At 60.7% G+C, this 23,955-nt stretch carries 23 protein-coding genes; 20 read left to right on the forward strand and 3 right to left on the reverse strand.

Going from position 1 to position 23,955, the window contains the following annotated elements; translation table 11 throughout:
• Positions 1 to 541 precede the first annotated feature (541 nt).
• Positions 542 to 1,249: a hypothetical protein gene (locus ACFOOQ_RS05115; RefSeq protein WP_379722493.1), complete on the forward strand. Its 708-nt coding sequence runs from the start codon at positions 542 to 544 to the stop codon at positions 1,247 to 1,249.
• Positions 1,250 to 1,313: 64 nt separating this feature from the next.
• Here ACFOOQ_RS05115 and ACFOOQ_RS05120 read toward each other — a convergent pair whose 3' ends face one another.
• The gene (locus tag ACFOOQ_RS05120) at positions 1,314 to 2,885 is read right to left on the reverse strand and encodes an ABC transporter substrate-binding protein (RefSeq protein WP_379725339.1); all 1,572 of its coding nucleotides are present in this window, start codon (positions 2,883 to 2,885) and stop codon (positions 1,314 to 1,316) included.
• A gap of 411 nt (positions 2,886 to 3,296) precedes the next feature.
• On the opposite strand from ACFOOQ_RS05120, the gene ACFOOQ_RS05125 reads away from it, so the two are divergent.
• The 5 genes from ACFOOQ_RS05125 to bcsS all read left to right on the forward strand — a co-directional run bounded on the left by ACFOOQ_RS05125 (position 3,297) and on the right by bcsS (position 9,217).
• Positions 3,297 to 3,605, forward strand: a complete 309-nt coding sequence (locus tag ACFOOQ_RS05125) for a PqqD family protein (RefSeq protein WP_379722495.1) — start codon at positions 3,297 to 3,299, stop codon at positions 3,603 to 3,605.
• An 11-nt stretch (positions 3,606 to 3,616) separates the two neighbouring features.
• Positions 3,617 to 4,699, forward strand: coding sequence for a hypothetical protein (locus ACFOOQ_RS05130; RefSeq protein WP_379722497.1), 1,083 nt, complete (start codon positions 3,617 to 3,619; stop codon positions 4,697 to 4,699).
• Complete coding sequence (locus tag ACFOOQ_RS05135; protein WP_379722500.1) at positions 4,696 to 6,129, forward strand: hypothetical protein; 1,434 nt, start codon at positions 4,696 to 4,698, stop codon at positions 6,127 to 6,129. The genes ACFOOQ_RS05130 and ACFOOQ_RS05135 overlap by 4 nt, the downstream gene beginning before the upstream one ends.
• The gene (locus ACFOOQ_RS05140; protein ID WP_379722503.1) at positions 6,126 to 8,381 is read left to right on the forward strand and encodes an urea transporter; all 2,256 of its coding nucleotides are present in this window, start codon (positions 6,126 to 6,128) and stop codon (positions 8,379 to 8,381) included. The genes ACFOOQ_RS05135 and ACFOOQ_RS05140 overlap by 4 nt, the downstream gene beginning before the upstream one ends.
• A 113-nt stretch (positions 8,382 to 8,494) precedes the next feature.
• Complete coding sequence (gene bcsS / locus ACFOOQ_RS05145) at positions 8,495 to 9,217, forward strand: cellulose biosynthesis protein BcsS (protein ID WP_379722506.1); 723 nt, start codon at positions 8,495 to 8,497, stop codon at positions 9,215 to 9,217.
• 86 nt (positions 9,218 to 9,303) lie between these two features.
• Here bcsS and ACFOOQ_RS05150 read toward each other — a convergent pair whose 3' ends face one another.
• Entirely contained in the window at positions 9,304 to 10,239 is a 936-nt protein-coding gene (locus ACFOOQ_RS05150; protein ID WP_379722509.1) for a dienelactone hydrolase family protein, read from the reverse strand.
• Positions 10,240 to 10,969: 730 nt separating this feature from the next.
• Here ACFOOQ_RS05150 and ACFOOQ_RS05155 point away from each other — a divergent pair.
• The 8 genes from ACFOOQ_RS05155 to ACFOOQ_RS05190 all read left to right on the forward strand — a co-directional run bounded on the left by ACFOOQ_RS05155 (position 10,970) and on the right by ACFOOQ_RS05190 (position 16,817).
• On the forward strand, positions 10,970 to 11,476 hold the full coding sequence (locus ACFOOQ_RS05155) for a hypothetical protein (RefSeq protein WP_379722512.1): 507 nt from the start codon (positions 10,970 to 10,972) through the stop codon (positions 11,474 to 11,476).
• On the forward strand, positions 11,473 to 12,198 hold the full coding sequence (locus tag ACFOOQ_RS05160; protein WP_379722515.1) for a conjugal transfer protein TraL: 726 nt from the start codon (positions 11,473 to 11,475) through the stop codon (positions 12,196 to 12,198). The genes ACFOOQ_RS05155 and ACFOOQ_RS05160 overlap by 4 nt, the downstream gene beginning before the upstream one ends.
• A gap of 119 nt (positions 12,199 to 12,317) precedes the next feature.
• Positions 12,318 to 12,515: a hypothetical protein gene (locus ACFOOQ_RS05165; protein WP_379722518.1), complete on the forward strand. Its 198-nt coding sequence runs from the start codon at positions 12,318 to 12,320 to the stop codon at positions 12,513 to 12,515.
• Positions 12,512 to 12,955 carry a hypothetical protein gene (locus ACFOOQ_RS05170; protein ID WP_379722521.1) on the forward strand — a complete coding sequence of 148 codons (444 nt, stop codon included), beginning with the start codon at positions 12,512 to 12,514 and terminating at the stop codon, positions 12,953 to 12,955. Before ACFOOQ_RS05165 ends, ACFOOQ_RS05170 begins: the two co-directional genes overlap by 4 nt.
• A gap of 23 nt (positions 12,956 to 12,978) precedes the next feature.
• Positions 12,979 to 13,299 (forward strand): TrbC/VirB2 family protein, encoded by a 321-nt coding sequence (locus tag ACFOOQ_RS05175; RefSeq protein ID WP_379722523.1) that lies wholly within the window; start codon positions 12,979 to 12,981, stop codon positions 13,297 to 13,299.
• A 1-nt stretch (position 13,300) separates the two neighbouring features.
• Positions 13,301 to 13,687, forward strand: coding sequence for a hypothetical protein (locus tag ACFOOQ_RS05180; protein ID WP_379722526.1), 387 nt, complete (start codon positions 13,301 to 13,303; stop codon positions 13,685 to 13,687).
• Complete coding sequence (locus ACFOOQ_RS05185) at positions 13,687 to 16,071, forward strand: VirB4 family type IV secretion system protein (protein ID WP_379722529.1); 2,385 nt, start codon at positions 13,687 to 13,689, stop codon at positions 16,069 to 16,071. The genes ACFOOQ_RS05180 and ACFOOQ_RS05185 overlap by 1 nt, the downstream gene beginning before the upstream one ends.
• Complete coding sequence (locus tag ACFOOQ_RS05190) at positions 16,053 to 16,817, forward strand: hypothetical protein (protein WP_379722532.1); 765 nt, start codon at positions 16,053 to 16,055, stop codon at positions 16,815 to 16,817. Before ACFOOQ_RS05185 ends, ACFOOQ_RS05190 begins: the two co-directional genes overlap by 19 nt.
• A 5-nt stretch (positions 16,818 to 16,822) precedes the next feature.
• Here ACFOOQ_RS05190 and ACFOOQ_RS05195 read toward each other — a convergent pair whose 3' ends face one another.
• Positions 16,823 to 17,368, reverse strand: coding sequence for a hypothetical protein (locus ACFOOQ_RS05195; protein ID WP_379722535.1), 546 nt, complete (start codon positions 17,366 to 17,368; stop codon positions 16,823 to 16,825).
• A 1-nt stretch (position 17,369) separates the two neighbouring features.
• Between ACFOOQ_RS05195 and ACFOOQ_RS05200 the strand changes: the two genes are divergently transcribed.
• The 6 genes from ACFOOQ_RS05200 to ACFOOQ_RS05225 are packed head-to-tail and all read left to right on the forward strand — an operon-like array spanning position 17,370 to position 23,952.
• Positions 17,370 to 18,473: a hypothetical protein gene (locus tag ACFOOQ_RS05200; protein WP_379722538.1), complete on the forward strand. Its 1,104-nt coding sequence runs from the start codon at positions 17,370 to 17,372 to the stop codon at positions 18,471 to 18,473.
• An 18-nt stretch (positions 18,474 to 18,491) separates the two neighbouring features.
• Positions 18,492 to 18,788 (forward strand): hypothetical protein, encoded by a 297-nt coding sequence (locus ACFOOQ_RS05205; RefSeq protein WP_379722541.1) that lies wholly within the window; start codon positions 18,492 to 18,494, stop codon positions 18,786 to 18,788.
• Positions 18,776 to 19,519: a VirB8/TrbF family protein gene (locus ACFOOQ_RS05210; protein ID WP_379722544.1), complete on the forward strand. Its 744-nt coding sequence runs from the start codon at positions 18,776 to 18,778 to the stop codon at positions 19,517 to 19,519. The genes ACFOOQ_RS05205 and ACFOOQ_RS05210 overlap by 13 nt, the downstream gene beginning before the upstream one ends.
• On the forward strand, positions 19,516 to 20,649 hold the full coding sequence (locus ACFOOQ_RS05215) for a TrbG/VirB9 family P-type conjugative transfer protein (protein WP_379722547.1): 1,134 nt from the start codon (positions 19,516 to 19,518) through the stop codon (positions 20,647 to 20,649). Before ACFOOQ_RS05210 ends, ACFOOQ_RS05215 begins: the two co-directional genes overlap by 4 nt.
• Complete coding sequence (locus tag ACFOOQ_RS05220; protein WP_379722550.1) at positions 20,646 to 21,794, forward strand: TrbI/VirB10 family protein; 1,149 nt, start codon at positions 20,646 to 20,648, stop codon at positions 21,792 to 21,794. Before ACFOOQ_RS05215 ends, ACFOOQ_RS05220 begins: the two co-directional genes overlap by 4 nt.
• 1 nt (position 21,795) lies before the next feature.
• Positions 21,796 to 23,952 carry a hypothetical protein gene (locus ACFOOQ_RS05225; protein WP_379722553.1) on the forward strand — a complete coding sequence of 719 codons (2,157 nt, stop codon included), beginning with the start codon at positions 21,796 to 21,798 and terminating at the stop codon, positions 23,950 to 23,952.
• Positions 23,953 to 23,955: the final 3 nt, after the last annotated feature.

Below are 23,955 nucleotides of genomic sequence, written 5' to 3' on the forward strand. Positions count from 1 at the left end.
GCGTGAGCCCAGGATTCCGGGCGAAAGCGCTCGGTCAGTGCCCGCCGGATTTCGATCAGTGGCTTGACAATATCGCGCACCCTCGCGGCCGGCCCGACGGTGAAAACGTTGCTTGTCATGAATTCCTGTATCGGCATGATACTTTCCACCCATTGTAGATAGGCGCCCAGCGGCACATTGTGCGAACCAGACCGTTTGCAGAGCATATGCAGCAAGCACGTGTAGGGATTTTGCTCGGTCCGGGATGCGGCAATGTCAGGCCGTAACCCGTCTCATCGGTTCAACACGCCTTGCCGCCTTGACACAGATCAACGCCGTCCGCAGTACGGGCTGCAACAGTGCAGCAGTCGGTAAAGGCTTTGCGGCCGGGATGACGCATTGCATACGGTGGCTTGAGACCCGGCCGGCCATGCCTGCTTGTGGACAATGACCTTGCGCACGAGCCGCCCGAGCACTTTCCACCGCTGCCCCGGGCGACAGGTGGCGAGCCTTTTCCATGAGGTACCATTCGCATTTTTACTGACGACATTCTGGAGTTCGCATGGCTATAAAATCCGCGATTCAAACATGTCATTGCTTCCAAGGCGGCGCCGGCAAGACCGGTTCTGTCCCACGAACATTCATCGGATCACTCATTATTACGGTTACCCTGGCGTCGCTGCTAACGGGCTGCGCCACCCACAAGTCCGTGGCCCCGCAGGCAGGCGCCGAGCGATGCAGGGGTGAGCAGGCGTATTTCCCTGCCGGTACCTTTCCCGCCGACTATCCAGGGTCGGATCGGTCGCGGCGCAAATGGTATTCCGCTGTTCTTGCCAGGCTGAATGAACCGTCACTGTCCTGTCCCACCGGAGACTCCGCCAGCTACCGGCTGATCTGGTTGAACAGCCTCGCCAATCCGGTGGTCATCCGCATCACGCGGCAGGGCCGCAATGTTACGCTGGATGCCTTCCAGCTGTCGGGCACCGGCGCCGGCGACCCCGGTCTGCCGCTCCATCGCCTGCACAAGCAGCTTTCAGTTGTCGATTGGGGCATGCTGCAGGCTATATTGTCGCGCAGCCATTTCCGCGACCTGCCGACATCGGGGAACATGTACAGCCTGCACGGGGAGCAATGGATTGTCGAAGGCCGGGACGAAGCCGGCTATCACATCGTTGACCGATGGAGTCCACCTGCCGGATCGTATCGGGACCTCGGCGTGATCTTTTTCGACATGGCCGGCTGGCAGCGACCCTATTCCAGCAAATACTGAGCGCCGAAAATACATGAAGCACGCCCCCCGGCCGCGACGGACGGGGGGCAGCCTCAGACGCCGATTACTGCTTTTCCTGGTGAACGCCCCAGTAAAACTGCATCGGCGAGGTGATCCCCTTCAGCTTGGCGCTGAAGGCTACAGGCTCGAAGAACTGTCCGAGGACACCGAAAGCTCCGATGGCATAGAGACGCTCCTGAACCTTTACCGCGATCGCCTTCCTCTCATCGAGATTCTTGGCGCTGGCATAGGCAGTGCGCAACTGTTCGAGCTGCGGATCGTTCGGCCAGCCAAACCAGCCGGCGTTCGGGTCGCCGGAGAAGGCGATCGACAGCGGATCGGCAAGGTCGGCCGCAATCCACCAGGTGTGGAACATGCTCCAGCCACCCTCGGATACCGGTGCCCGGCTGTCGCGCCGCTCGACCAGTGTGGCCCAGTCGACATCCTGCACCTCGACGTTCATGCCAATCTTGCGCAGAAGATCCGCAGTAACCTGCGTGAAAGCAGCCATGACCGGCGCATCCACCGGATTCAGCAGAACCGCCGGACTTCCGTCATAGCCTGCCGCCCGCAGGGCCTTCTTCGCCGCCTCGATGCTGGCGGTCTTCATGACGGCATCACCGGCCTCGGTGGCCAGCGGTGTGCCACAGGGAAACACAGAGTAGCAGTTCCGCCAGTAACGGTGGTCGCCCAGCGCTGCCGTCATGTAATCGTCCTGGTTCATCGCCATCAGAACGGCGCGGCGAACCCCAGGATTGTTGAAGGGCGGCTGCAGATGGTTAAAGCGCGCCATGGCGACGTTGCCTAACGGGTCGGTGGAAGCGACAATGATGTCATCCCGGCCCTCCAGCTTCGGCAGTAGTTTTGTCGAGACTGACTCAACGTACTGAACCTTGCCATCAATCAGTGCCTGCACGGCGTCTGCCTGGTCTGGATAATAGATCCATTCCATTCTGTCGACGTCGACGACCTTGCCGCCGGCGGCCATGGATTGCTCCTCGCTGCGCGGCACGTAATTGCGATTTCGAACGTAGACCGCCTTGTTCTCGGTGCTCTGGCTCGGCTTGAAGATGAAAGGACCCGAGCCGGTGGCATCGGTGATCTTCTGCATCGGATCGGTTTCGGCAATGTGCTTCGGCATCATGAAGGGGACGTTTGCCGATATCTTCCCCAGTGCCGGCAGCACCAGGTCAGAAGGCTGCTTCAGGGTCATGCTGAAGGTCCGGGCGTCCACCGCCTTCAGGTCGGCCACGTCCAGGAACAGCTTTTGCCCCATGCCGTCGCGCTTGCTCCAGCGCTCCAGCGACGCAATACAGTCTTCCGCCGTAACGTCGGTGCCGTCCTGCCATTTCAGGCCGGGGCGCAGCGTGAAGGTCCAGATCCTGTGATCGTCGGAAACTGTCCAGGTTTCCACCATCTGGGGCTTCGGTTCGAAGTTCTCGTCCATCGCGAACAGCGTGTCATAAACGAGATAGCCATGCGTGCGGGTCACGTAGGCCGTGGTCCAGATCGGGTCCACGCTGGTTAGCTTCGCATGCGAAGCCACTCGGACCGTATCGCTGCAGGCCCCCAGCATGAGCGGTGCAAGCAGCATTGCTGCTGCCAGCACGTGTTTTCTGAATATAGAGTGCGTCATCGTCAAGATTCCCTTCGGTTGATATCAAACGGCCATGCCGCATGGCCGCTGGTGGTCGTTCCTATGCCTCGTGCGATCCGCGGCGCTTGAGCGACGTCACCAAATTGCGGCTCATGCTCCCGGCAGCACGTACAGCTGCATGCGAGCCCCGTGACGGCATATCCCAGACCGGCCAGGAATCGACACAACCCGGCAAATCACAACCAAAAGAGGAGTATGCTGTTCTGTAGGGCCCAAAGGCAATTCTGTAGCGACGGCGACATCCTTATAACGAGGCTCAAAATATCACTGCTTACCAATCAATTACGTTGACACAAATCAATGTGCGGAAATTCTGGCGACAAATATATATACACCGAGAAATTGATTTATCCACATGGGCTTGGCTCTTCAGCATAAAGGAAAGCTTGGATGTCTCTGGCATTTCGACCCGGCGCACCGGCAACTTCAAAAGAAGCAGGGCCGAAGCCACGCGCAACGGCGCTGCGCTACTACGGCGATGAATTCGTCTTCGACACGGTGTCGGGAGTGTTTTATCGCATGAGCCCCGCCGCCTGCTTCCTGCTGCATGCTCTCGACGAAGGCAAAAGCCCGCAGGATCTTCCGCCACTGCTTCAGCGTGAATATCAGCTCGATGCGAGTACTGCGGTACGCGACACTGAGCTGTTCCTGAACGACCTTGCTGCACTGGAGCCGCTGAGCCGGCTCAACGCGAAATGACTGGTGGCAGCATGATATCGGTTGCCATCACGGGCCTGCATCGAGGTGACAACCCCCAGCCGGGCGCGGCCGTCGCCGCCGGGCTGCGCCGCCGTTTCCCGGATATGCGCATTGTCGGGCTGTCCTACGATCCGTTCGAGAGCTCGCTCTACAGTCATGATCTCAGCCGGCCCGATGCCGCCTACCTGCTGCCCTATCCGGGCGCCGGGCCGGCGATGACCCTGGAGCGGTTGGACGAGATCCTCCAGCAGGAGACGCTGGACATGATCATCCCCTGCCTGGATTCGGAGATTGGCAATTTCATCTCCCTTCAGCCGGAACTGCGCAAGCGCGGAATTGCCTGTGTCCTGCCGACGCAGAAATCCCTTGATGCGCGAAGCAAAGTAAAGCTGCAGGAATTGTGCGGACGGCTCGGAATTTCCACTCCCCGCACCGCGTTTGCCGACGATCCGGCAACACTGGCGGCGCATGCCGAAAAAATCGGTTATCCGGTCTATGTGAAGGGCCGGTTCTATGAAGCGCATCTCGCCACCAACCAGGCAGAGCTGTACCAGGCGTTCGAGGACATCTTTCATGTCTGGGGTGGCCCGATCCTGGTGCAGGAATCGGTGGTCGGCGAAGAATACAATATTGTCGGCCTGGGCGACGGCCAAGGCGGCCTGACCACCTCCTGCTCGATCCGGAAGATGCTTCGCACCTCGGCGGGCAAGGGATTCGCCGGTATCGTCGTCGCGGACTCCGAGATAGACGACATGGTCGCTCGGATCATCGAGGCCCTGCGCTGGAATGGTCCGTTCGAGCTTGAATTCATAAAGATGTCGGGTAGGCCTCACGCGGTGTTCGAGATGAATCCGCGTTTTCCAGCCTGGGTCGATTTTCCATCGCAGATCGGCTGCAATTTGCCGGCCCGCCTGGTTGAAACCGTGCTGAAGATCCCCCCCCTGCCGCTCCGGCGATGCGCTCCTGGGCAGATGTTCATCCGCCATAGCATCGACATCGTTACCGACATCGCGGAGATCGCCCATATGGCGACGACCGGCGAATACCGGACCCCGGAATCTGACACTTCCCCCAAACTTGAGGCCGTAAAATGAGCCAGCTCTATCTCCAGCCCATCATTAGCGGAGAATTGGGCCGCAGCGCACCCAATGCAGCCGTCGACCGCAACCATTTCGCGCGCGGCAGCCATACGCCGGCTCTGTTCGAGATCGACGGCGTTCCCGTTCAGAAACTGACCGAAGAGTTCGGCTCGCCGCTCTTCGTGTTCTCGGAACACACTCTCCGCGGCAAGGCGCGCCGCGCACGCGAAGCCTTCAAAAGCCGTTACCCGAAGACCAGCTTCGCCTGGTCTTTCAAGACGAATTATCTCGGTGCGATCTGCCGCATCATGCGCGAAGAAGGCTGGATCGCCGAAGTGGTATCCGATTTCGAATACCAGAAGGCGCGGAAGCTCGGCTACGAGGGGAAGGACATCATCTTCAATGGCCCCCACAAGCCGAAGGCCATTCTCGAGCAGGCCCTCGCGGAGGGCGCGCTAATCCAGATCGACAACTGGGATGAACTGAACCTGATCGAAGAACTGGTCAAGAATGCCAAGCATCCCGTTTCCGTCGGGCTGCGCGTCTGGCTGGATGCCGGCATTCGCCCGGTCTGGTCGAAATTCGGCTTTTCGCTCGCAAACGGCGAGGCCGGACGCGCCGCGGAGCGGGTCATCGGCAACCCGCATCTGAACCTGCATACGCTGCATACGCATATCGGCACATATATCCTCACCCCGGAAGCCTACCGGGTGGCCACTCAGAAGCTCCTGGCCCTGCGCGACCATATCCACTCTGCCTACGACCACGTGGTCGAGTGCCTCAACCTGGGCGGCGGTTTTCCGTCATACAGCCTGCTGCATGGCATGGCCGGCCCTGCCGAACAGGTGGTACCGCCTATCGAGGCCTATGCCGACGCCATCACCGAAGTCCTCAACCGCCTCCCTGCCAAGAAGCGGCCGCTGCTGCGTCTGGAATCCGGCCGCCACATGGTCGATGAGGCCGGCTATCTGCTCAGCACGGTTGTCGCAGTGAAGGGGATGAACCGCCACGTTGTGAGTGAATCCGATATGACGGGACGCGACTACAAGGAGCAGATCGTCGTCGGTGAAGATCCGAAGATCGGCTACGTCCTGGATTCCGGCGTCAACCTTCTCTATACCGCTGCATGGTACCAGCTCTCGATCAAGCCGGCGCGTATCATCAATTCCCCGCCTATGCCGTCGCGGATCTACGGTTGCCTGTGCATGGCTATAGATGTCATCCGGGATAGCATCGACATGCCCCCCCTGAAGACGGGGGACATTCTCAGCCTGCACCCGGTCGGCGCCTACAATCTCGTTCAGTCCATGCAGTTCATTGCCTATCGCCCCGCGGCGATCCTGATCGCCGAAGACGGCACCGCCCACCTGATCCGGGCACGTGAAGTCCTTGACGATGTCGAACGTTCGGAACGGACGCCCGCCTACCTGGCGGCAAAATCATGAACAGGGGAGCGGAAACCGGATCGACGGACTGGCTGGCGATCCTGCCCACGCGCGGGCGGGTCGCCGAGAATTCACATAACTCTCCGACACCCCTGATCTCGATCCTGGGGCCGGCGCTGGGCGGGGCATTCATGATCCCGAACCCATGGATCGGCATGATCCTGTGGCTCGCGGTTTTCCAGAATCTGCGCTTTGCGGCTTTCGCGGTTCTCGGCCTGATCGTGGCCGAAAGCATCAGCCGCATGTTCCAGATCCGTGATTCCTCGCCGATAGAGGGCGGACTGAAAGCCAACGCGTTGTTGTCGGCCGTGGCAGTGGCATGGCTGACCGGACCGGTCGCTATCTCGATACAGGCGCAGGTAGGCGTGGCCGTCGTGGCCGCCGTTTCCGCCACCATCCTGACTGCAGCGGTCATGAAGGCCCTGGCCGAAATCAAGCTGCCAGCCATGGTCGTCGGCTATTGCCTGATCGCCGCGATGCTGTTCGCCATCTATCCGCACTGGACCACGCAGGCCATCAACACAATGACCTGGTGGCCGGTCCCGACCGACCTGCTCGGCTGGGTCGTGACCTTCTTCCGCACACTCGGCGCGATGCTGTTCAGCCCCACGCTCTGGGTCGGACTGGTGCTGGGAGCAGCCGTGCTACTTTGGTCCCGCATGTCCTTCCTTGCCGGCGTAATCGGCTGGACCGCCGGCATCTTCACCGCCTCCATACTGGTACAGCAGGGGGTGGTCTTCTATTGGATGCCGACCGCCTACAACTTCTTCCTCGCCGGCGCCGCCCTCGGCGCGGTCTATTTCCTGCCCGGGCCGTTCAGCCTGCTCATCGCCGCCATCGGCGGCAGTGGCGCGGCCTTCCTCGCCGTCGGCCTGCAGAACCTGTTTCCGGCTACCGCCCTCGGCTACCTGCCGATTGCTTCCGCGCTGACAACCTGGATCGGCATTTATGCATTGGAGATGGCCAGCGGCCAGACGCTCTTCCAGCGCAACCGGACCACCGAACTCTCGCCGGAAGAAGCCTGGTGGCGGAGCGCCTACTGGGCCCGTCGTTCCGGACCGTATGGCCCATTCCTCGTCGTGCCGACGCCGGGGCGGATGCGGATTTCGCAGGGTATCGACGGTGCACTGAGCCATATCGGCCTGTGGCGCCATGCTCTCGATTTCCAGAAGCCGAACCCGGCGGGCCTGTTCGATCCCGATGCCGCCGCTGATGCCGCCAGCTGGAGCGTTCCGGTCACCGCCCCGGCCGCCGGCATCGTCGAACGGATCCATAACTACATCGCCGACAATCCTCCGGGCATCTGTAACTATGCCGAAAACTGGGGCAATCATGTGGTCATCCGCCTCGACCAGGGCGGCTATGTTCTGCTTGCCCATCTGCGACAGGGCTCGGTCGCGGTCACAGCCGGCATGCGCGTCGAAATCGGCACATATCTGGGCATGACGGGAAATTCCGGCCGTTCGCCGGTGCCGCATCTGCACATGCAATATCAGGGCACCGGCAATCCGGATTCGCCGACGCTGCCCTTCCGGCTCGCCAACTTCCTGTCGGCAGCAGGTCCGGAGCAGCCGCTGCTGCGCTGGCATTCCGCGACGATACCGGGCCAGGGTGCGATCGTCGCCCCGGCGTCACTCAATCCGGCCGTCCATGCCGTTCTTTCCAGCACCTCGCCGGGATCGGCCGTCTGGAACGTCGAGATCGATGGCATAGTTCCACGCTCCTTCCGCCATAGGACTGCCTCCACGACCCGGATTTCCGTTTCGCTGGATGCCGCCGGACAGCACCTCTACCAGGGCCTGAAGGGCGGCAAGCTGGTGACTACCCAGGATGCAGATGCCTGGCGCGTCACCGAACTGCAGGCTGGCGCGGTGCCGCTGCTCAAACTGCTCGCCCTGGCTGTACCATCGATCCCCTATGCCGCAAGCGCCGGAATGATGTGGGAAGAGCCGGCCCCGGTCGTCGCCATCGGCATGGCCCGCTGGCTCGGGCTGTCGATTTCGCCCTTTCTGACCGATCCCTTCGCCGCCGTCCGCTGCCGTTGCGTGTCGGTACCAGAAGCCGCCGGACAGCCGCTGGTGATCGAGACCAATCTGGAATCCGCCTGGTCATGGCTGCCGGTCAGGCTGATCTGCCATCTCGACCGGCTGCGCGGCCCGATCCGTCTGGAGGCCGTCTTCCGCGGCGGAACAATCACGTATTCACTGTTGTCCTTTGAGCCGGGATTGCCCTACGGCTCCGCCCCGCAGTGAAGCAAAGCGGCAACACCATATTTATTTATGGAGACTCTCTACGTTAATGCTTGTTATGGAAAACAAAAACCATGGTAAGTAGTGTCTACTGTACCTTAAGGGGACTGACCAATATGACAATCGGCAAATTCCGAATCGCCGCCGCAGCCGCCTTGCTGGCCGGCGGCTGTTTCGTCAGCGCTGCAGCTCATGCCCAGGATGCTACCGTGCTTTTTACCGGTATCGATGCGCGGGACAAGAGCTACTACGGCTATGTCGGTGCCATTCATCATCTCAGCGGGAACCTGACGGACGACAGCTTCCTGCTCCGCGCGGACGGCCTCTATGGCCAGTATGACTACCAGTCGAGCGCCGTGGCCGGCGGCAAGGTCGATGGCGATGTCCGGTCGTTCGACGTGCTGGGCGGCTACCAGAAGGCGTTCGAGAGCTTCTTCCTGCGCGGCTATGCCGGCCTGGAGTTTGAAGACCACTCGCTGTCGCCCGACAATGTTTTGGACTCCAACCGTGGCAGCGATTTCGGCGTCAAGGTCATGGGCCAGTTCGAGACGGCGCTGACGCTGCCCTATTATGCCGACCTGATCGCCAGTTATGGCTCCGCCAAGGAGCGCTATTGGACCCGCCTGCGCGGCGGCTACAATTTCAGCGGCTATGTGGTCGGTCCGGAAGCCCTCGCCACCGGCAACGACGAGAGCAGCGAGCAGCGCCTCGGCGCCTTCCTGATGCTGACCAATCTCGGGCAGTTCGGCCTGACGATGTCCGGCGGCTATTCAGATACCGACGAGAACCGTGGCGGCAGCAGCGCTTACGGCACGCTGGAACTCTCGACGACATTCTGAACCGGACAGCGCGTTCTGCGCGATGCGAAAAAGAAAAAGGGGCTGCGAGGCCCCTTTTTTTGTACCCGCCAGCCGGACGCAGCTCCTTACGGGAGGAAGTCGCCCGCAACAACCGCCGTCGCATTCTGCGCCACGATGATGCGGTCTGCAGGCACGCCGCGCGGACCGTTGCGAGAATCCGGCGTCAGGTTGCCGACGAAGAAAGCCAGCATCCGCTCACGGCTGTCCTGCGTGGCCGGCTCGTCGGCGCCGATCAACTTGCCCAGATAGCGCTGCTTGATGATGTCGAGGTCGAAGGAATGCGCGGCCTCGGGATAGACGCGGACCTGCAGTGCCGCACCGCTGGCCCGCGCACCCTGGCATTCCCGTGCCGGGACCCAGTCATCCTTGCCGCCGGCAAAAATCAGCAGCGGCGAAGACAGCGAAATCCGCGATCCGACCTCGCCGCACCACGGATAGTATGCGACGACCCCGCGGAAAGTCGGCAGGCTGCTGTCCTGATACGCTTTTGCTGCCACTGCCTTGGCCACGCGAACGGCGACTGCGCCACCGTTGCTCTGGCCCATCAGGAACACATTGGCCGGCGACACAAAATTCTGCTTCTGCAGATAACGCAGGCTGTCGAAGGCATCACTGGTCCGGTAGTCCAGGGCCTTATACAGCGCAGGATCGCTGGCGCACATCTTGCCGCCGGCACGATCGCGTGGACCGAAACTGTCGACATTCAGGACAACGAAGCCGTGCTGCTGCAAATAGCGGGCATGGGTCTGCAGACCGTAACGGACGGCCGGCTGCCAGCCGCCGCAGCCATGCATCAGCACAACGGCGGGAAATTGGCCATTGCCATCGGGCCTGTAAAGCTCTGCACGCAGTTCGACCTGGGTGGGTGAATCAGGTGCACTGGCTTCAAAGTGGACCATCTCCTGCGCCGTGCCGACGGCCGGAGCAAAAATGACCATTCCTGCCAACAGGCATATGACCGAAGCGCCGGCCCTCGCCGAAGTCAGAACCCCGACTCGCATTAGTTCCTCTCCAGAGCGTTAGAGTTGGCGCCCGAAATCGTTTGATTATGATGGAAATCCAATGGCAAAAATTCAAGACCTTCCGCGAGCTGGCAGCCGGAATTTGAATGTCCAAAAACTCCTGACCCAGTTTATCTTTTCATTCTACTGGGGGCGACGTGCTCTTTGCCAACACCATTTGATAGCGAGGCGATAATACAACTGCATATCTTTCCGGGACATTGTGCGGCGACCTGTTTGATAGCGCAGCAAATCGACCGTTCGGCCGCATGTCCTGTTCAGTGATGGTGGACAGCATCCATGGCCCATATCGGCCAGGAGAAAGCCTTGGGGATCGACTTACGACAGAAGCGCGATCTCGGGATGTCAATGTGAGCTTATCCCTTGCGGCGGATCCGCACCGTGTAGGTGGATCCGCGCTTCGTCAAACTGGCCATATCCTTCTTCCCTGGTTGGCCGTCTGCTGGACGACCGGACCGGACAAGAGCGCGGCATTGAGCCGCCGTCTGGCAGCAGTGGAGCAAATCTGGAGCAACGCGGCATTCGGCCGATCGGTTGACCCAAAAAAAAGCCCGCCAGGTCATCGCCTGGCGGGCTTTTGATTTGGTTGCGGGAGCCATGTTGACTCTAAATCTCTTCATTGCAGGAGGTAGAGCCGACGACCTCCCACTGCCGTTTAGATAGACCATGATTCGCTCTTTCGGGTCAACCGTTTACACGGGGGACCGGTATGGCAGGCGTGGGGTGGGGCAAGGGTAAGCGCGAAGTCATCGCGCTCAAGGCCGAGATTCTGGCCTTGCTTGCCTCTGGGGCGACACTCAAAGAAGCCCATGACGTTCTGAAAAGCGCAGGGCGCATTACCCTGGGCTACACGGCTTTCACCATCGGCGTGAAAGCGATTCGTGGGCCGAAAGCATCAATACCTGCCACTCCGGCTCAGCCGCTGGAGGTGACCCCAGAGGTAATGGCCTGGCTGCAGAGCGTGCCGAAGATCGGCGCCGCAGCCTTGGCCCCTCAGCCCCCCGCCACCCAACAACCAGATCAGCTGGCTGATCATGCCGGCAACCAGCAGTCGCTGCCGGCCGCGGCGGCGACCGCCGCTCCAGCACAACGTCGCGTGCCTATCGGCGCCGGCGTCGAACCACCTGTGCGCAAGTACGGACACTACCAATCCGGGGAGAAAGACCATTGGGACGGCGAACCATCCAACAGCAACCAAGGAGACGACAGGAAATGAAACATGTAAATCTGATCCTGCAGGGCAAGGGAGGCGTCGGTAAGAGCTTCATCGCTTCTCTGCTGACGCAGCATTACATCGGCCGGCAGGTCACGCCGGCCTGCATCGACACCGACCCGGTAAACCAAACCTTCGCTGGGTATAAGGCTTTCACCGCCAAGCGCCTCGAGCTCATGCGGGATGGCAACATCGACCCGCGCGCCTTCGATCAGCTGATCGAAGGCATCATGACAGCGCCAGAGGATGCCGTTTTCATCGTCGACAATGGCGCAGCGACCTTCGTGCCGCTCAGCGCCTACATGTTCGAGAATGATGTGGCGGCTTTCTTGCAGCAACACGGCCTGCAGCTGGTCATTCATTCGGTCCTGACAGGCGGCCAAGCCCAGGGCGATACGATGGATGGCCTCGCCAGCTTGCTTGAGCACTTCCCCAACGTGCCTGTCGTCGTGTGGCTGAACGAATTCTTCGGTCGCGTCGAGCGCGACGGCCGGAAATTCGAGGACAGCAAGCTGTTTCGGGATCACCAGGAACAGATCCATGCGCTGATCCGTATTCCGGAACTGCGCAAGGAAACCTTCGGCGCCGATGTCGACCAGATGCTGCGCCAGAAGATTACCTTCGCAGCCGTCAAGGACGCTCCTGACTTCACCATCATGGCCCGGCAGCGCCTGGCAATGACCTGGCGCACCCTCGACGGCCAGATGGCCGCGGCAAACCTCTGACTACGAGGCGAAGATGACGATGATCGATATTCCCACCGACTTGGCCGCTGGCCTCGGCTTCACTGTCGCCAGCTGAGGCCACAATGCCAGAGGGGGATACCAAACCGACAATGCCGCCGATGGCTGGGCTGAACAGCCCGGCCACCCGGCTGTCCATAACTCAACAGCTCAATTCAGAGCTGCACCAGATGGCCCGTGAGGCGACCGGATTGCTCAGAAAAGTTCAGGTGGCTTATGGCCGCGGCTCCTGGCCGAACATCGACGCTTTTCTCGAAAAAGTGGATGGCTCCGCCGAGGCCGGGGAGGCGTCGGAATGACGACGGCGACTGATGAAACCCAGCAGGATACGGAAAGTCACGCCATCGGTCTGGCGGAAGCCCGCCGTCTCCTGAGCGAGACGCATAAGGTGACGGTCGGCGACGACGACCCGATCCTGATGGCGGTGACGCTGCACCAGGCGTTCATTGCCGATTTCGAGGGACTACTGCGTCGGCACAACGACCAGCTCGCCCTCGAGGTCGACGGCATCATGACGAAGGCCACAAATCGGGTCGCCGACAGCGCAAATGTGCTGCGCGACGATCTGTTGAACACGGCCGTCAAGAATGTGATCGCGTCTGTGGCGCACCAGGCCGAAAGCGCCGGCCTGATCAAGCACCACATGCGCAACCAGCTCAAAGCCCAAGTGATCCTCACCATCGCCAGTGTGTTGGCGGCCGGCTTTGCACTGACCGCTCTCTTTGTTGTTCTCAAGTGATCATGACTAACGGAGGCAAGCTTATGTGCAGTTCCAATACCTTTCGAGTGATGCTGGCTCTGATGGCCGTATCGCTCATCCTGACGCTCATCCCCCAGCTCGCCTGGGCTGCCGGCGATGACAGTTGGGTACAGCCTGGCACGTCCCTCATGGAGAATCTGGAAAGCGGCCTTGTTACCCTAGGCGCCGTCGTGGTCGGTATCGGCGTGATCGGTGTCGGCATCTGGGCATGCGCCTCCGGTCATCTTCGCTGGGAGCGCCTTGGCTATGTCGTCCTGGGCGGCCTTCTTATCATGGCCGGCCCGGCGATGCTTCGTGGCCTGCTCAAGCTGGCCTCGGCCTGACATGAAAGCCGAAAGCGTCGTCTTCACTGGCATGCAGCGCCCGCTCACGATGCTGGGTCTTCCACCAGCGTTGCTGATCGGCACTGCGTGCGCCGCCGGCATGGTGATGCTGCTCTTTGTGTACGTCGGCCTTTTGCCTCTAGCTCTGCCTGCCTTTATCCTGTCGTTTGCCTGGCTGTGGTGGAAGCTCTGGCGGCGTCAACAGGCCGATGGACACTTTGGCAGCGTCCTGTTCGCAGCACTTCGCTTCTGGGGTTGTAACGGCCGCTGGAGTGCGAAGCGGACGCAGCTGGTGGCCGGCATGCCATATCCCGTCCGGAAGCGGAGACAGGCTCGCCTCAGCACTGACACGACCGGCGGCCTATTCAAATCGACGGAGATCCATTGATGTGGGTCGAAGTCGTAACGACAGGCTTGGCGGCGCTGGCCGGCGGCGCCGTTGTGGTGCCTGCGGCCGAGAGCAGTCCGTTTGGCAGTGTGGGGCGGGATTGGCTCGCCGGCGAACTCGAGCTCGACCGGATAGACCCGGCGGATGGGCAGACTGTTCGCCTCAAGGATGGCGGTCTGTTTCGCGTGATCCATCTTCGTGGCGTCAGCTACGACGCGAAGATCCAGGATCAACAGGACGCCATGCTGCAGGCGCGGGCGAAATTGCAGAACCAGCTCGGCTCTCTGGGACTCACGACCTGGTATTTCGGCGTGAAGCGTCTGCGAGACATTTCATTCCAGGCGGAGTGGCCGTCGCGTGGCCTGACCGAGATCGGTGAGGCAGAGAGAAGGGCGTTCCAGTCGAGCTATTACGTCGACTGGTATCTGGTCATCGGCGGCCGGCGCCTGCAGGCCCTGGTGGAGGGTTGCAGCAAGGTCAGGGACTCCATCTCGGACTATCGACCCCGCATCGTCTCCAAAGCGGCAGAACCCGGCCAATCTTGCGAACTGACCGGCTTTCTCAATTACCTGGTCAGCGGCGAGCTTCGCGCCGATCTGCCGGCGATCTCCACCAGCCTGTCGGGCACTCTGCCCGGTGCCGACCCAGATTTCGCGCTCGATGGCGTAATCACGATGCACGTGCCGGCGAAGAAGCTCCATCGAATTATCGCCGTCAGGGAATGGCCAGAGAATGTCCGCGGTCTGATCCTGGCAGACATTCTCGCCATCCGCGGCGACCTCGAGGTGTGCCAGATTTGCGAGCCATGGGACCGGGACGGCGCTCTGCTGCAGCTCGCGCGTCGTAAGCGAGAGTTGGAGTCGGCCATCTTTGGTAACTCGGAAATGCTCGCCGAGTGCGAAGCCATGATCCAGCTCCTTACGAAGGGCGACACGACAATCTTCTACGCGCAGCTTCAAGTCGTCTGTCGTGCAGATAACGAAGCCGACCTGACCCGGCTCGTCGCCGACGTTTGCGAGGCATTGGGGCGTCGGCAGGTTGTGCATTCCGTCGAAACGCATGGCGCGGCAACAGCATGGTTTGCGCGGGTCCCGAAATTACCACGCCGGCGGGTCATCAACACCACGCAGCTGCAGCGCCCTTTGACGCTGCGCGATCAGAATATCACTGCCGTCTGGCCGCTCCATCACAGCTCGACAGGCATGCTCGAGGGACCGTTCGGGCCTCGACCGGTTCGGTTCTTCAGAACGCCGTCTGGGCAAGCCTATGCCTTCCAGTTCCACGTCTCCACCAGGCCGCAGTCCCCGGGGAACTTCTTTGTTTGCGCACCCACTGGCGCCGGCAAGTCCACTGTTGTGGACCATCTCTTTGGTGGCCTTGCCAAGTTCTCCGGGGTCAGGAGCTACCTGTTCGATTCCAAGGAAGGCTCCCGCTTCATGATTGAAAGCATGGGCGGCCTCTATATGGGTTATGACGAGCTGCAGATGAACCCGCTCGACGTTGGAGCGGACACTCCGAAGAACCGGCAACGCATCAATCATGTCCTCAGATCCATGGCTGGGGATTACGAGCGGTCTGCGGATGATGATGCCGTCTTCAACCATGCCATAGAACTGGCATTCAGGCTCGACCCGCCTGAGCGGACCTTGAACGCCATCTTTGAGTTTGCGTTCGGGCGCAAAACAGCCCTTCGTCGCGCCTTCGCGCCATGGGTGGTCGATGGCAAGGGAGTTAAAGGCATCCGCTCGCATCTGATGAACGCACCTAGCGACACGCTGGGAAGCGTTCTGGCCGCTTCTCACATGGTTGGCATCAATATGAACGAGGCACTTGACGACTCAGATATTGGCCCGCCTGTCGTCTCCCACATCTCGGCTGGCATCGGCCAGTCCGCTGCTCAGAACTCCAAAGGCTTTGGCATCTTCATCGACGAAGCCGCCAAGCTCAGCCGGAACGAGGGCTTCAAGCTCCTGATGATGGAGATGTATCGCGAGTATCGCAAACTCGACGGCCTGGTCGGGCTGGCGTTTCAAGACCCGCAGGCTCTCTTTTCCTCGGGTATTGGGGACGCCGTCCTCGAAAACACCACCACGTTTATCTTCCTTCCGAACAGCCAAGCCAGCAAGGCTGGCCTTGAGCGCTTCAATCTGAACGACGAGCAAATCGCTTTCATCCTCGGCGCCGGCGACCGCAAGGAAGGGGAACGGCGCGTGTTAATCGTCAAACGCGACGCCGCTACCGGGTTCGACGAAAGCGCCATCGTCGATGTGAGCCTGTCATTCCTGGGGGATGCGCTGCGCTATTACCGCGCCGGTACTGCTGCAAACGCGCATCTGGCCGAACTAAAGCGTCTCTGGGGGCCACTATGGCAAGAACATCTGTGAAAGGTGTGCCCAGGCGCTTAGCGGCGGCTACTGCCGCAATCCTCTATGTCGCCCTGGCAGTCGCACGGCCCGCCCAAGCTCTCGACCAGGTTATTGACCAGGCTGCGATCGGCAAGCTGGTCGACCAAATCAACGCCTTGAAACAGCAACTCGCGGAACTGCAGAAAGCTAATGGCCTTCTCAACGACCAGCTGAATGCTCTCGGCCGGGCCGGCCAGATATCAGTACCGATGGTCAATATGGATCGGCTGGCGAGCCGGCTTCGGCAAGACGCGCAGTGCTTGGCGCCGGACCTGCAGAAGCTCATGCCCGATGTCGAGTATGACGATGCCACTTTCGGGTCGATCTGCGCCGCCGGCGACGCCTACCGAAAGAGCCTTTGGCTCGATCCGGACAAGATCGCGAAGAAGCCTTGGGAAGACCAGGTGGCGGCGACGAACGCCATTGAGAAGCGTCGCCAGAACATGGCCGTCGACGTTGCCAGCAAGGCTATCGGCCAAGGCGATATCGATGTGAAAGAGGCGGATCGCCTTGGGCAATCGGCCGACGAGCTCGACGCGGCCGCCAAAGCGGCAGTAAGCGATAACGAGAGGCTTGCCGTTATCGCTCAGGGATCGGTGCTACATGCGCGCTCCGCAGCCCTACAGACACAGATCCTCGCTCAGCTTCTCAAGGTTCAGTCTAGCTGGTTTGCGCTCACGGCATTGCCGCCTGGCAGCACTCTGGCGAAGGGGGATGACAAGTGAGGCAACTAATTTGTCTTTGCCTTCCTCGCGTGCGTTTCTTGGCGAGCTATGAAATCTTCTTCATCCTTGACGCCACCAGCGGTACGCCAGTCTGGGAGATCGTTGCATTTATGTGTAACGAAGTTCCAGGAAGCAAGTGCGCGGCAATACTGCCCACCTTCTTCTGCGTGGTTGAAGCGAACGCGCACGACATCAGGAACCTTCACGATCTTCACGTACAAGTTTCTCCAGACGTAGATGGCCACCTGAAGGTCATGGCAAGCCATGATCTTGGCGGCATTTGGATCAGACTTCACCGCGCCCATCGCCTTGGCATGGTCGTCGTTATAGTCCTGCTTCCACGCGTCGTATGGGCCGCCCTTCGGACAATTCTTAGCGATATAGGCATCCAGCTGTACGCGAGTCCTCAGCTCGCTCCAGAACGTCTGCGCTCGCTTGACGTCGAAGAAATTGCGCGGCCCCGGGGTCTGATACCAGCCAGTTCCTGTGTTTCCAGTGTCCCACTCCGCGTGAGCTGGTGCAGCCACAAGAACAAGCAGGAGGTAAACCACTATGGACAGTGGTGAAGAAGAACACGTCTGCCATGCCTGCAAAATCGTAGCCACATACATCGATCTGTCGAACGGCTTCACGCAGGATTTAAGTGCAGCGCTGATCGGTCCCATGCAGCTTATTTACCTCGCCCTAATTGGCATCTGGATCATTTTTCAAGGATACCGACTGATCCTGATTCTCGCCACCATTATGGATGTGGCGAAGGAATTCATCTTCGTCATCATCGCCTGGTTCATGCTGACCGGTGCCGGACCAAGGCTGGTCAATATGATCTTCCTGGCTTGCCTCAAGACGATGGGCGCAGCCGCAGCCATTGCTCTCAACTCGTCCAACAAGGATCAGAATGTAGCTGCTGCAACCAACACGGTTGGTGCCGGCATGGAAGCGCTGGTTTCTGCAGCTGAGCAGGGCGTCTGGGCGATCTTCGGGACAGCAGAGGCGCTATTCAGATCGGCCGGGTGGAGCAATCCCGGCCCCATACTGTATGCCGTTCTCCTGGCCTTACCCTTCGTTCTCGTGCTGATCAGCTATTTTAGTCAGGTTGTCGTCGCGATCTTCCGCATCACGGTCCTGGCGACGCTCAGCCCTTTCATGATGTTCGGCTACGGCTTCGGCTGGGGCCGGCCAATGGCATACGCAGGTATTCGCACCATGCTGTCGGCCTTCATGGTGCTGTTCGGCGCCACCCTGGCGCTCGGCATCATGCTTTACGGCGTTACCCGCCTTGGAATCACCAAGCCTATCAGCCCAGACGAACTTCGGAACCTCACCTCCCTCAGCAACGAGACGTTTCTGCTGGCGCTGACCCTCGGCTGGATGGGCACGGCATTCATGACCGAGGCCACAGGCATAGCCAATTCCATCACGGGTTCGTCGCTCACGAATACTGCCGCTGGCATCCTTACGGCCGGCGCCGCAGGCACAGCCCTGGCGGCGGCCACCTATGCCCGCCGCGGCGCAGGCATGCTCCTAGCGCCATCCACAGCCCCTCTGCGAGCCATCGGCGCCGGATTCGGTAGAGCCACAATGGGAACGATAGCCGAGCGCAGCGAAGAACTGGTTCGCAAAGCCATGAAGCTGGACGGACCAGGCAAGAAGTAACGGCAGAAAGGAAAAATCATGTCGCAAATCGAAGAAGCCGCGGCCCAGGCCGCCGAAATCCCCGCAGCCACCGCCCCAACCCCAGCCGCGGGCGTGTCACCCCGCATGTCGTGGGTGATCCTGCGCCGCCTGGTGCTGTGGACCATCACATGGATCTGCGTCGTCGGCCTGATTCTTGTCTGGGTAACTGGCTGCACGCAGCGGAATGTCGAGTTGCCCGACAATAGCGGGGAGGGTTCGGACCTGATGCTGAAAAGCCCCTGCGCCTGCCAGCAGATAGACTTCAACAGCCGGGGCTACAAATGGGTTTCCTGACTGACCTCGCCGCCAAGTCCAAAGCGGCCCGGGCAGCGCGCCTGGCTAAGAAGCCACCAGCTCCCGAGCCCGGGCCGCATGCCGCGATCCTGGCGGCCGATCCGTACAGCTTCGCCGTCAGCCATCGCCGCCTTGCATGGATGCTTCGACTGTCGGCCGGCGGAAACGTGGCCTTGACGATTCTCTGTGTCGTCCTCGGCAACGCCATCTCCACGATGCTGCCGTTGAAGACGACCGAGATTGCCCTGGTGCGCGTCAATTCCAATGACGACAAGGTCTACCGGATTGAACCGCTGACCCAGCGGACCGACGGCTTCGATCTGGTGGTGGAAAGTGCTGCCAAGCAGTACGTGCGCGATCTTCTTGAAATCGACCCAATTACCCAGGAAATGCGGCGCCGCACTGTCATGCGGATGACCGATGCAAATTACTGGAAGAAATTCGTTCGCGAGCACAAGAGCGAAATTGAAGACGGCATCAAAAGCGGCCTTGTCCGTTCGATCACGGTGGAGTCTGCCAACCGCCTCGAGGTCAGCGGCCGTGTCTACAAATATGCCGTCGATTTTGTCCAAACCGACAATCGCAACGGCACCGTAGTCGAGCAAAAGAAGGTTCGGGCCTACCTCAACCTGACCACGCGCCCACACGAGGCGCATCCGGCCGACAAATACGAAAACGCCCTCGGCGTGACCGTTCTCGACCTCGTTCTGAAAGAAAGGGCAAATTCATGATCCGCCTGCAGCAGCTCATGGGCGCTGACCGGCCGCGCCGTCATGCCAGCATCATCCTCGCGGCCGCGGTTGCGGCAATCATGCAGCCGGGCCTCGCCATCGGGCAAACTGCCATCCAGCCGCGAACGCTCGGTGCCGCCAACCAGGCGCCACCCTTACCGGCCTCGCCACAGATCCCGGTGACGGCCGTTCCGGTGCCGGATTCGACCGTCCGGCAAGCTACGCAGCAGGCAAATGGAAACTTCACAGAGATGAAGCGCGGCGCCTTCGGCGGCCAGGTGCAGGAAGCCTGGGACAAGGCCCCGCCGACTGCCGGCACGCACCAGTCCGAACTTTGCGACAACTGCTCGTACAAGGTTCGCCTGCGGGAATTCATGGTGACTGTGATTGAGCTCCCGCGGGGCGAGAAGATTTCGGCCTATGACAACGGTGATCCGCAGTCCTTCGAGGTCAAGCAGCGCGGGGACAATCGTCTGGCCGTGAAGCCGATCGGCGGCTATGGCATTGACTCCAACCTGGTCGTCTACGGCAAATCTGGCAATATCTACCCGCTGTATCTACGAGCTGAGGGCTACAACAGCAAAAACGTCCCGGACCTGCGTTTCGTCATTGAAGGGGCCGTCCGCGTCGACAACGCCGGTGCGCTCGATGACTTTCCGGCCGGTACTGCAGGCAAGGACAGCGGCCACCCGGCCGGTGGCGATAAAACCTCGGCTGCCGGCGCCAATCCTGCTCTGTCGCTGGCGGCAATGGCCGAAGCCCGGGCAGCCGCGGGCGCTGCATCGTCGACTTCGGCACAGCCTGGCACCGCGGGCAAGGGCGATTTCGTCGCATCAAAGCCGTTCGACCCCGACAAGCTCCGGGGGTGGGGGCAGTACAAGCTCTGGGGTAACGGCGATGATCTGAAGCCGGAAACCGTGTTCCGCGACGACTATTTCACCTATGTGCGGTTTGGTGACAAGTTCAAGTCCATCGAGCTACCGACCGCCTACGTGGTGGTCGACGGCATTGACGAAGTGGTCAATACCCGCGTCCAGGGCACCACGTTCGTCATCGAGAGCACGCAGCGCCTCATCTCGCTAAAATCCGGCAAAAGCTACCTGTGCATCCAGTACGGGGGCCAGGGGTGAGCGCAATCTGCGACGTTCTTCTGGCGCTGAATCTCACCTTCGGCGGCCTCTGTACTGACAGAGGTCCGGCCGTCACGCCTGTGTTGCCGGCCGACGACAGGGACGTTTGGGCTTTCAAAGCCCAGAGACCGGAACCGCCGCCGGCGATGCCGCCGATCATCATTGAGAAGTCAGTCGCCCCAACTCCTCCTCCACCACCACCACCAGTCCCCCCGCCGCCGCCGGAGCCGCCCAAGCCAAACCCCTACCGGCTAGCTCTGCAGGTAGCCCTGGCGCAGCGCGGTCAGGCTCGTGGCCTCTGGACGGCGCCAGAATGGACGACAGGGCAGGTTCCGGACGACCAGGGCGGCGGTAAACAAGTCGCCAGCCTGGTGCCGCCTGGCTCGGTTCCGCTTGGCCTGCCGTCTCTCTCTATCCAGGAGCGCTACCTGGCTGAAGGCCGGACTTCCGGCCTGCCGGTCGACGACAGCCGGATATTCAACGCTGACCGTTATATCAGCGGCATCGTCGAGGTCGGCGTAAACAGCCAGATCAGCAGCCAGCAAGGTGGCTCAGTCATCATCCAGGTCAGCCGGGATGCCTTCGGGTATCACAACCGGAATGTCCTGGTGCCGAAAGGGTCCCGGCTGATCTGCGACTATTCCAGTCCGCGGAAGCAGGGGGAGACGCGGCTGGCGTTCAACTGCACCCGCATTCTGATGGCCGGCTACCGGGCAGAAATCCTGCAGTTGACCACCCCGGTTGCCGACGCCCAGGGCCGCGGCGGCATTACCGGCGATGTCGATAATCGGTTCTGGGAGCGGTACGGCACGGCATTCGTCCTGGCCGGTATCTCGGCCGCCGTCCGCCTGGGATCAGCCGCCGGCACCCAGACCAGCACCACCACGACCAGCACCACGACCACGGGCAGCACGACGGCGGCGATCGCCGACAAGGGCGCCCAGGAGCTCAGTCAGAAATTCGGCGAAATTTCCGCCAATGACCTCGAGCGCACCATCAACCTCGTTCCGATCATCACATTGCGGCAGGGCATGCGCGTCCAGATACGTCCGACGCAGGACTGGTACATCCGCCGCATCGAGGACGGGCCGGCGACGGCCGTTGCTGACAGCAGCAAACCCGACAAACCCAAAGGAGGGAAGTAAAATGTTGCACCGTTTGAAGCGGCTTCTTGCCGTCATTGCCTTTGTCGCCGGCGCCGCCGGCATCTCCGTGTCGCCATCAACGCCGGCCCAGACGGCCGCCGGCAGTAAGCCGACATCTACCGCTGAGGGCAGCACCGCTGACCTAGCGGAGAAAGTCGCGATCCTGACGAAGTCGCGCACGGCGGTCGATGTCCCACTGAACGAGCCGCGGGCAATTGACCTCGGCCTCGTCAACGTTCCCGGTATTGAGAAATCCCTGACCGAGGGCGTCACCGCCAAGGCCTATACCAGGTATGTGACCGTCCAGGGCCGCAACATCGGCCAGATCGTCCTCACGGGTGTGGAGAAGAATGGTCGACAGGAAACCCTCAACTCGTCGGATTTCACCGCGCAATTCGACCTGACCAAGCCTCAGCTTGATCCTGCGGCCGATGTCGTGATCAACGGCGATCGTCCGCAGCTGAAAGCTGCCCTTGAGAAGCTTGCCGCTGCTCCGGCCGAGAAAAAGGAACAGGAGCAGCCGGTCGAGGTCAAGCAAAGCGCCGGCGCTCAACAAGGCGGCCAGTCGACTCAAGGCAATGATATCGCCGCCGGGTATCAAACGCCCTCGGCGATCCAGGTTGCGCCGGCGGCCGCCGAATCCGTCCAGGTGTCGACAGATGGCTGTCCGATTCGCATTGATGTCGCTCAGCTCAAGGCGATCCAGCAGAACAAGACGATCACCAGCAAGGGCGGTGCGGTGGAGTCGGAATCCGGCTGTTCGGATTCCAGCCAGACCTTTCCGCTGCAGAAGAGCTATTCGGTCTGCACCGATAAGGTCGATTTGGACAACCGCACTGCCACGGCTCAGTACAAGTTGTTCTATATCGACGCCGGCGGCGCGACTCAGGAAATCTCGGATTGCACGCCGGACGCCGACAAGGTCTTTGCCATTGTCGAAAAATTCGACACCTGCACAGTCGCCCTAGACTACGACCAGAAAACGGCAACGCCGCGCTCGGCATTGATCTATGCAAACGACAGCAACACCGAGGTGCAGGTACGGGGGTGCGATGCCTCGGAAACAAAATCCGCCGTTCCGCTTGTCGCCACGACAGACAGTTGCTCGATCCGGCACGACTTCACTGCCGGCAAGAGCTACCAACAGGGCACCTATACCTACACGCTCGATGGCGTGACCTACCAGGCCGGTGGCTGCACCGATAATGGCACTGTCTACCCCCAGTCGAAGATCTACACGGATAGCAGCGGCGCCTATGTCTGCAATCCCGTCGTCGACCAGAACGCCAAAACCGTTGCCCTGCAGAGCCGTATCCAGATCACGGTAAACAGCCTCAGCCAATTCATCACCGACTGCACGCCGGACACCTCGACGCTCGCTGTCCAGGTGACGACGGACGGATGCAACGATCCGGCGAACTGGCTGCACGATATCTCGGCCGGCGTCTCCTATGGGCAGGAGCGCTATTTCTTCGTGGATGGCGGTCAGCGCAAGTACATCACTTCCTGCCAGAACTCGACGACGACCTATATGCAGCACGTCGAGATCACAGGCTGGCAAAACCATGACGCGCAGCTTTTCTCATATGCGCTGACTACCGTCTATATCGACACCGATTCCGGCCGGTACAACATCAAGACCAGTGAAGTTCTGCCAGGCGAAACCCAGATGCCTTACCAGCTGGTCAAAACCGTCGACCAGCCAAATGGCGCCTCAAGCTACAACGGCTGCAACGCGTATCGGGAAACGGACAAGGTCGAAGTCTACTCGCGGCCGGATGAGACCGAATACGACAAAAAGATAGGCACCGGCGCCACCGTTGGGCCGGTCGATGTCTGCGTGAAGACCTTGACCGATACTCGCAGGGTCAACTCCGGCATGTATTGGGGAGTCATCGCGTCTGGTTGCTATGGTAGTGAGAACGACATTTGCTACAAAAGATACGGCCAGTTCTGGCTGCAAGACGATGTACAGAAATTCATCGTCAAAAACACCGAGACCGGAGAAACGGTTTCGACCACATGCAACTTCATGCATGCCTGGAACTACTACTCGACCAACTCGCGGTCGACCGGCATCGAGGAAGTCTCCGGCACTATCGGTGATCCACCTCCCGGCCCGTGGCAGACCCTGTCTGTGCCGCCCTGCCCGTATTGAGAA

Origin of the sequence: Ferrovibrio xuzhouensis (assembly GCF_042648965.1) — a bacterium.
In the GTDB taxonomy this organism is placed as follows: domain Bacteria; phylum Pseudomonadota; class Alphaproteobacteria; order Ferrovibrionales; family Ferrovibrionaceae; genus Ferrovibrio; species Ferrovibrio xuzhouensis.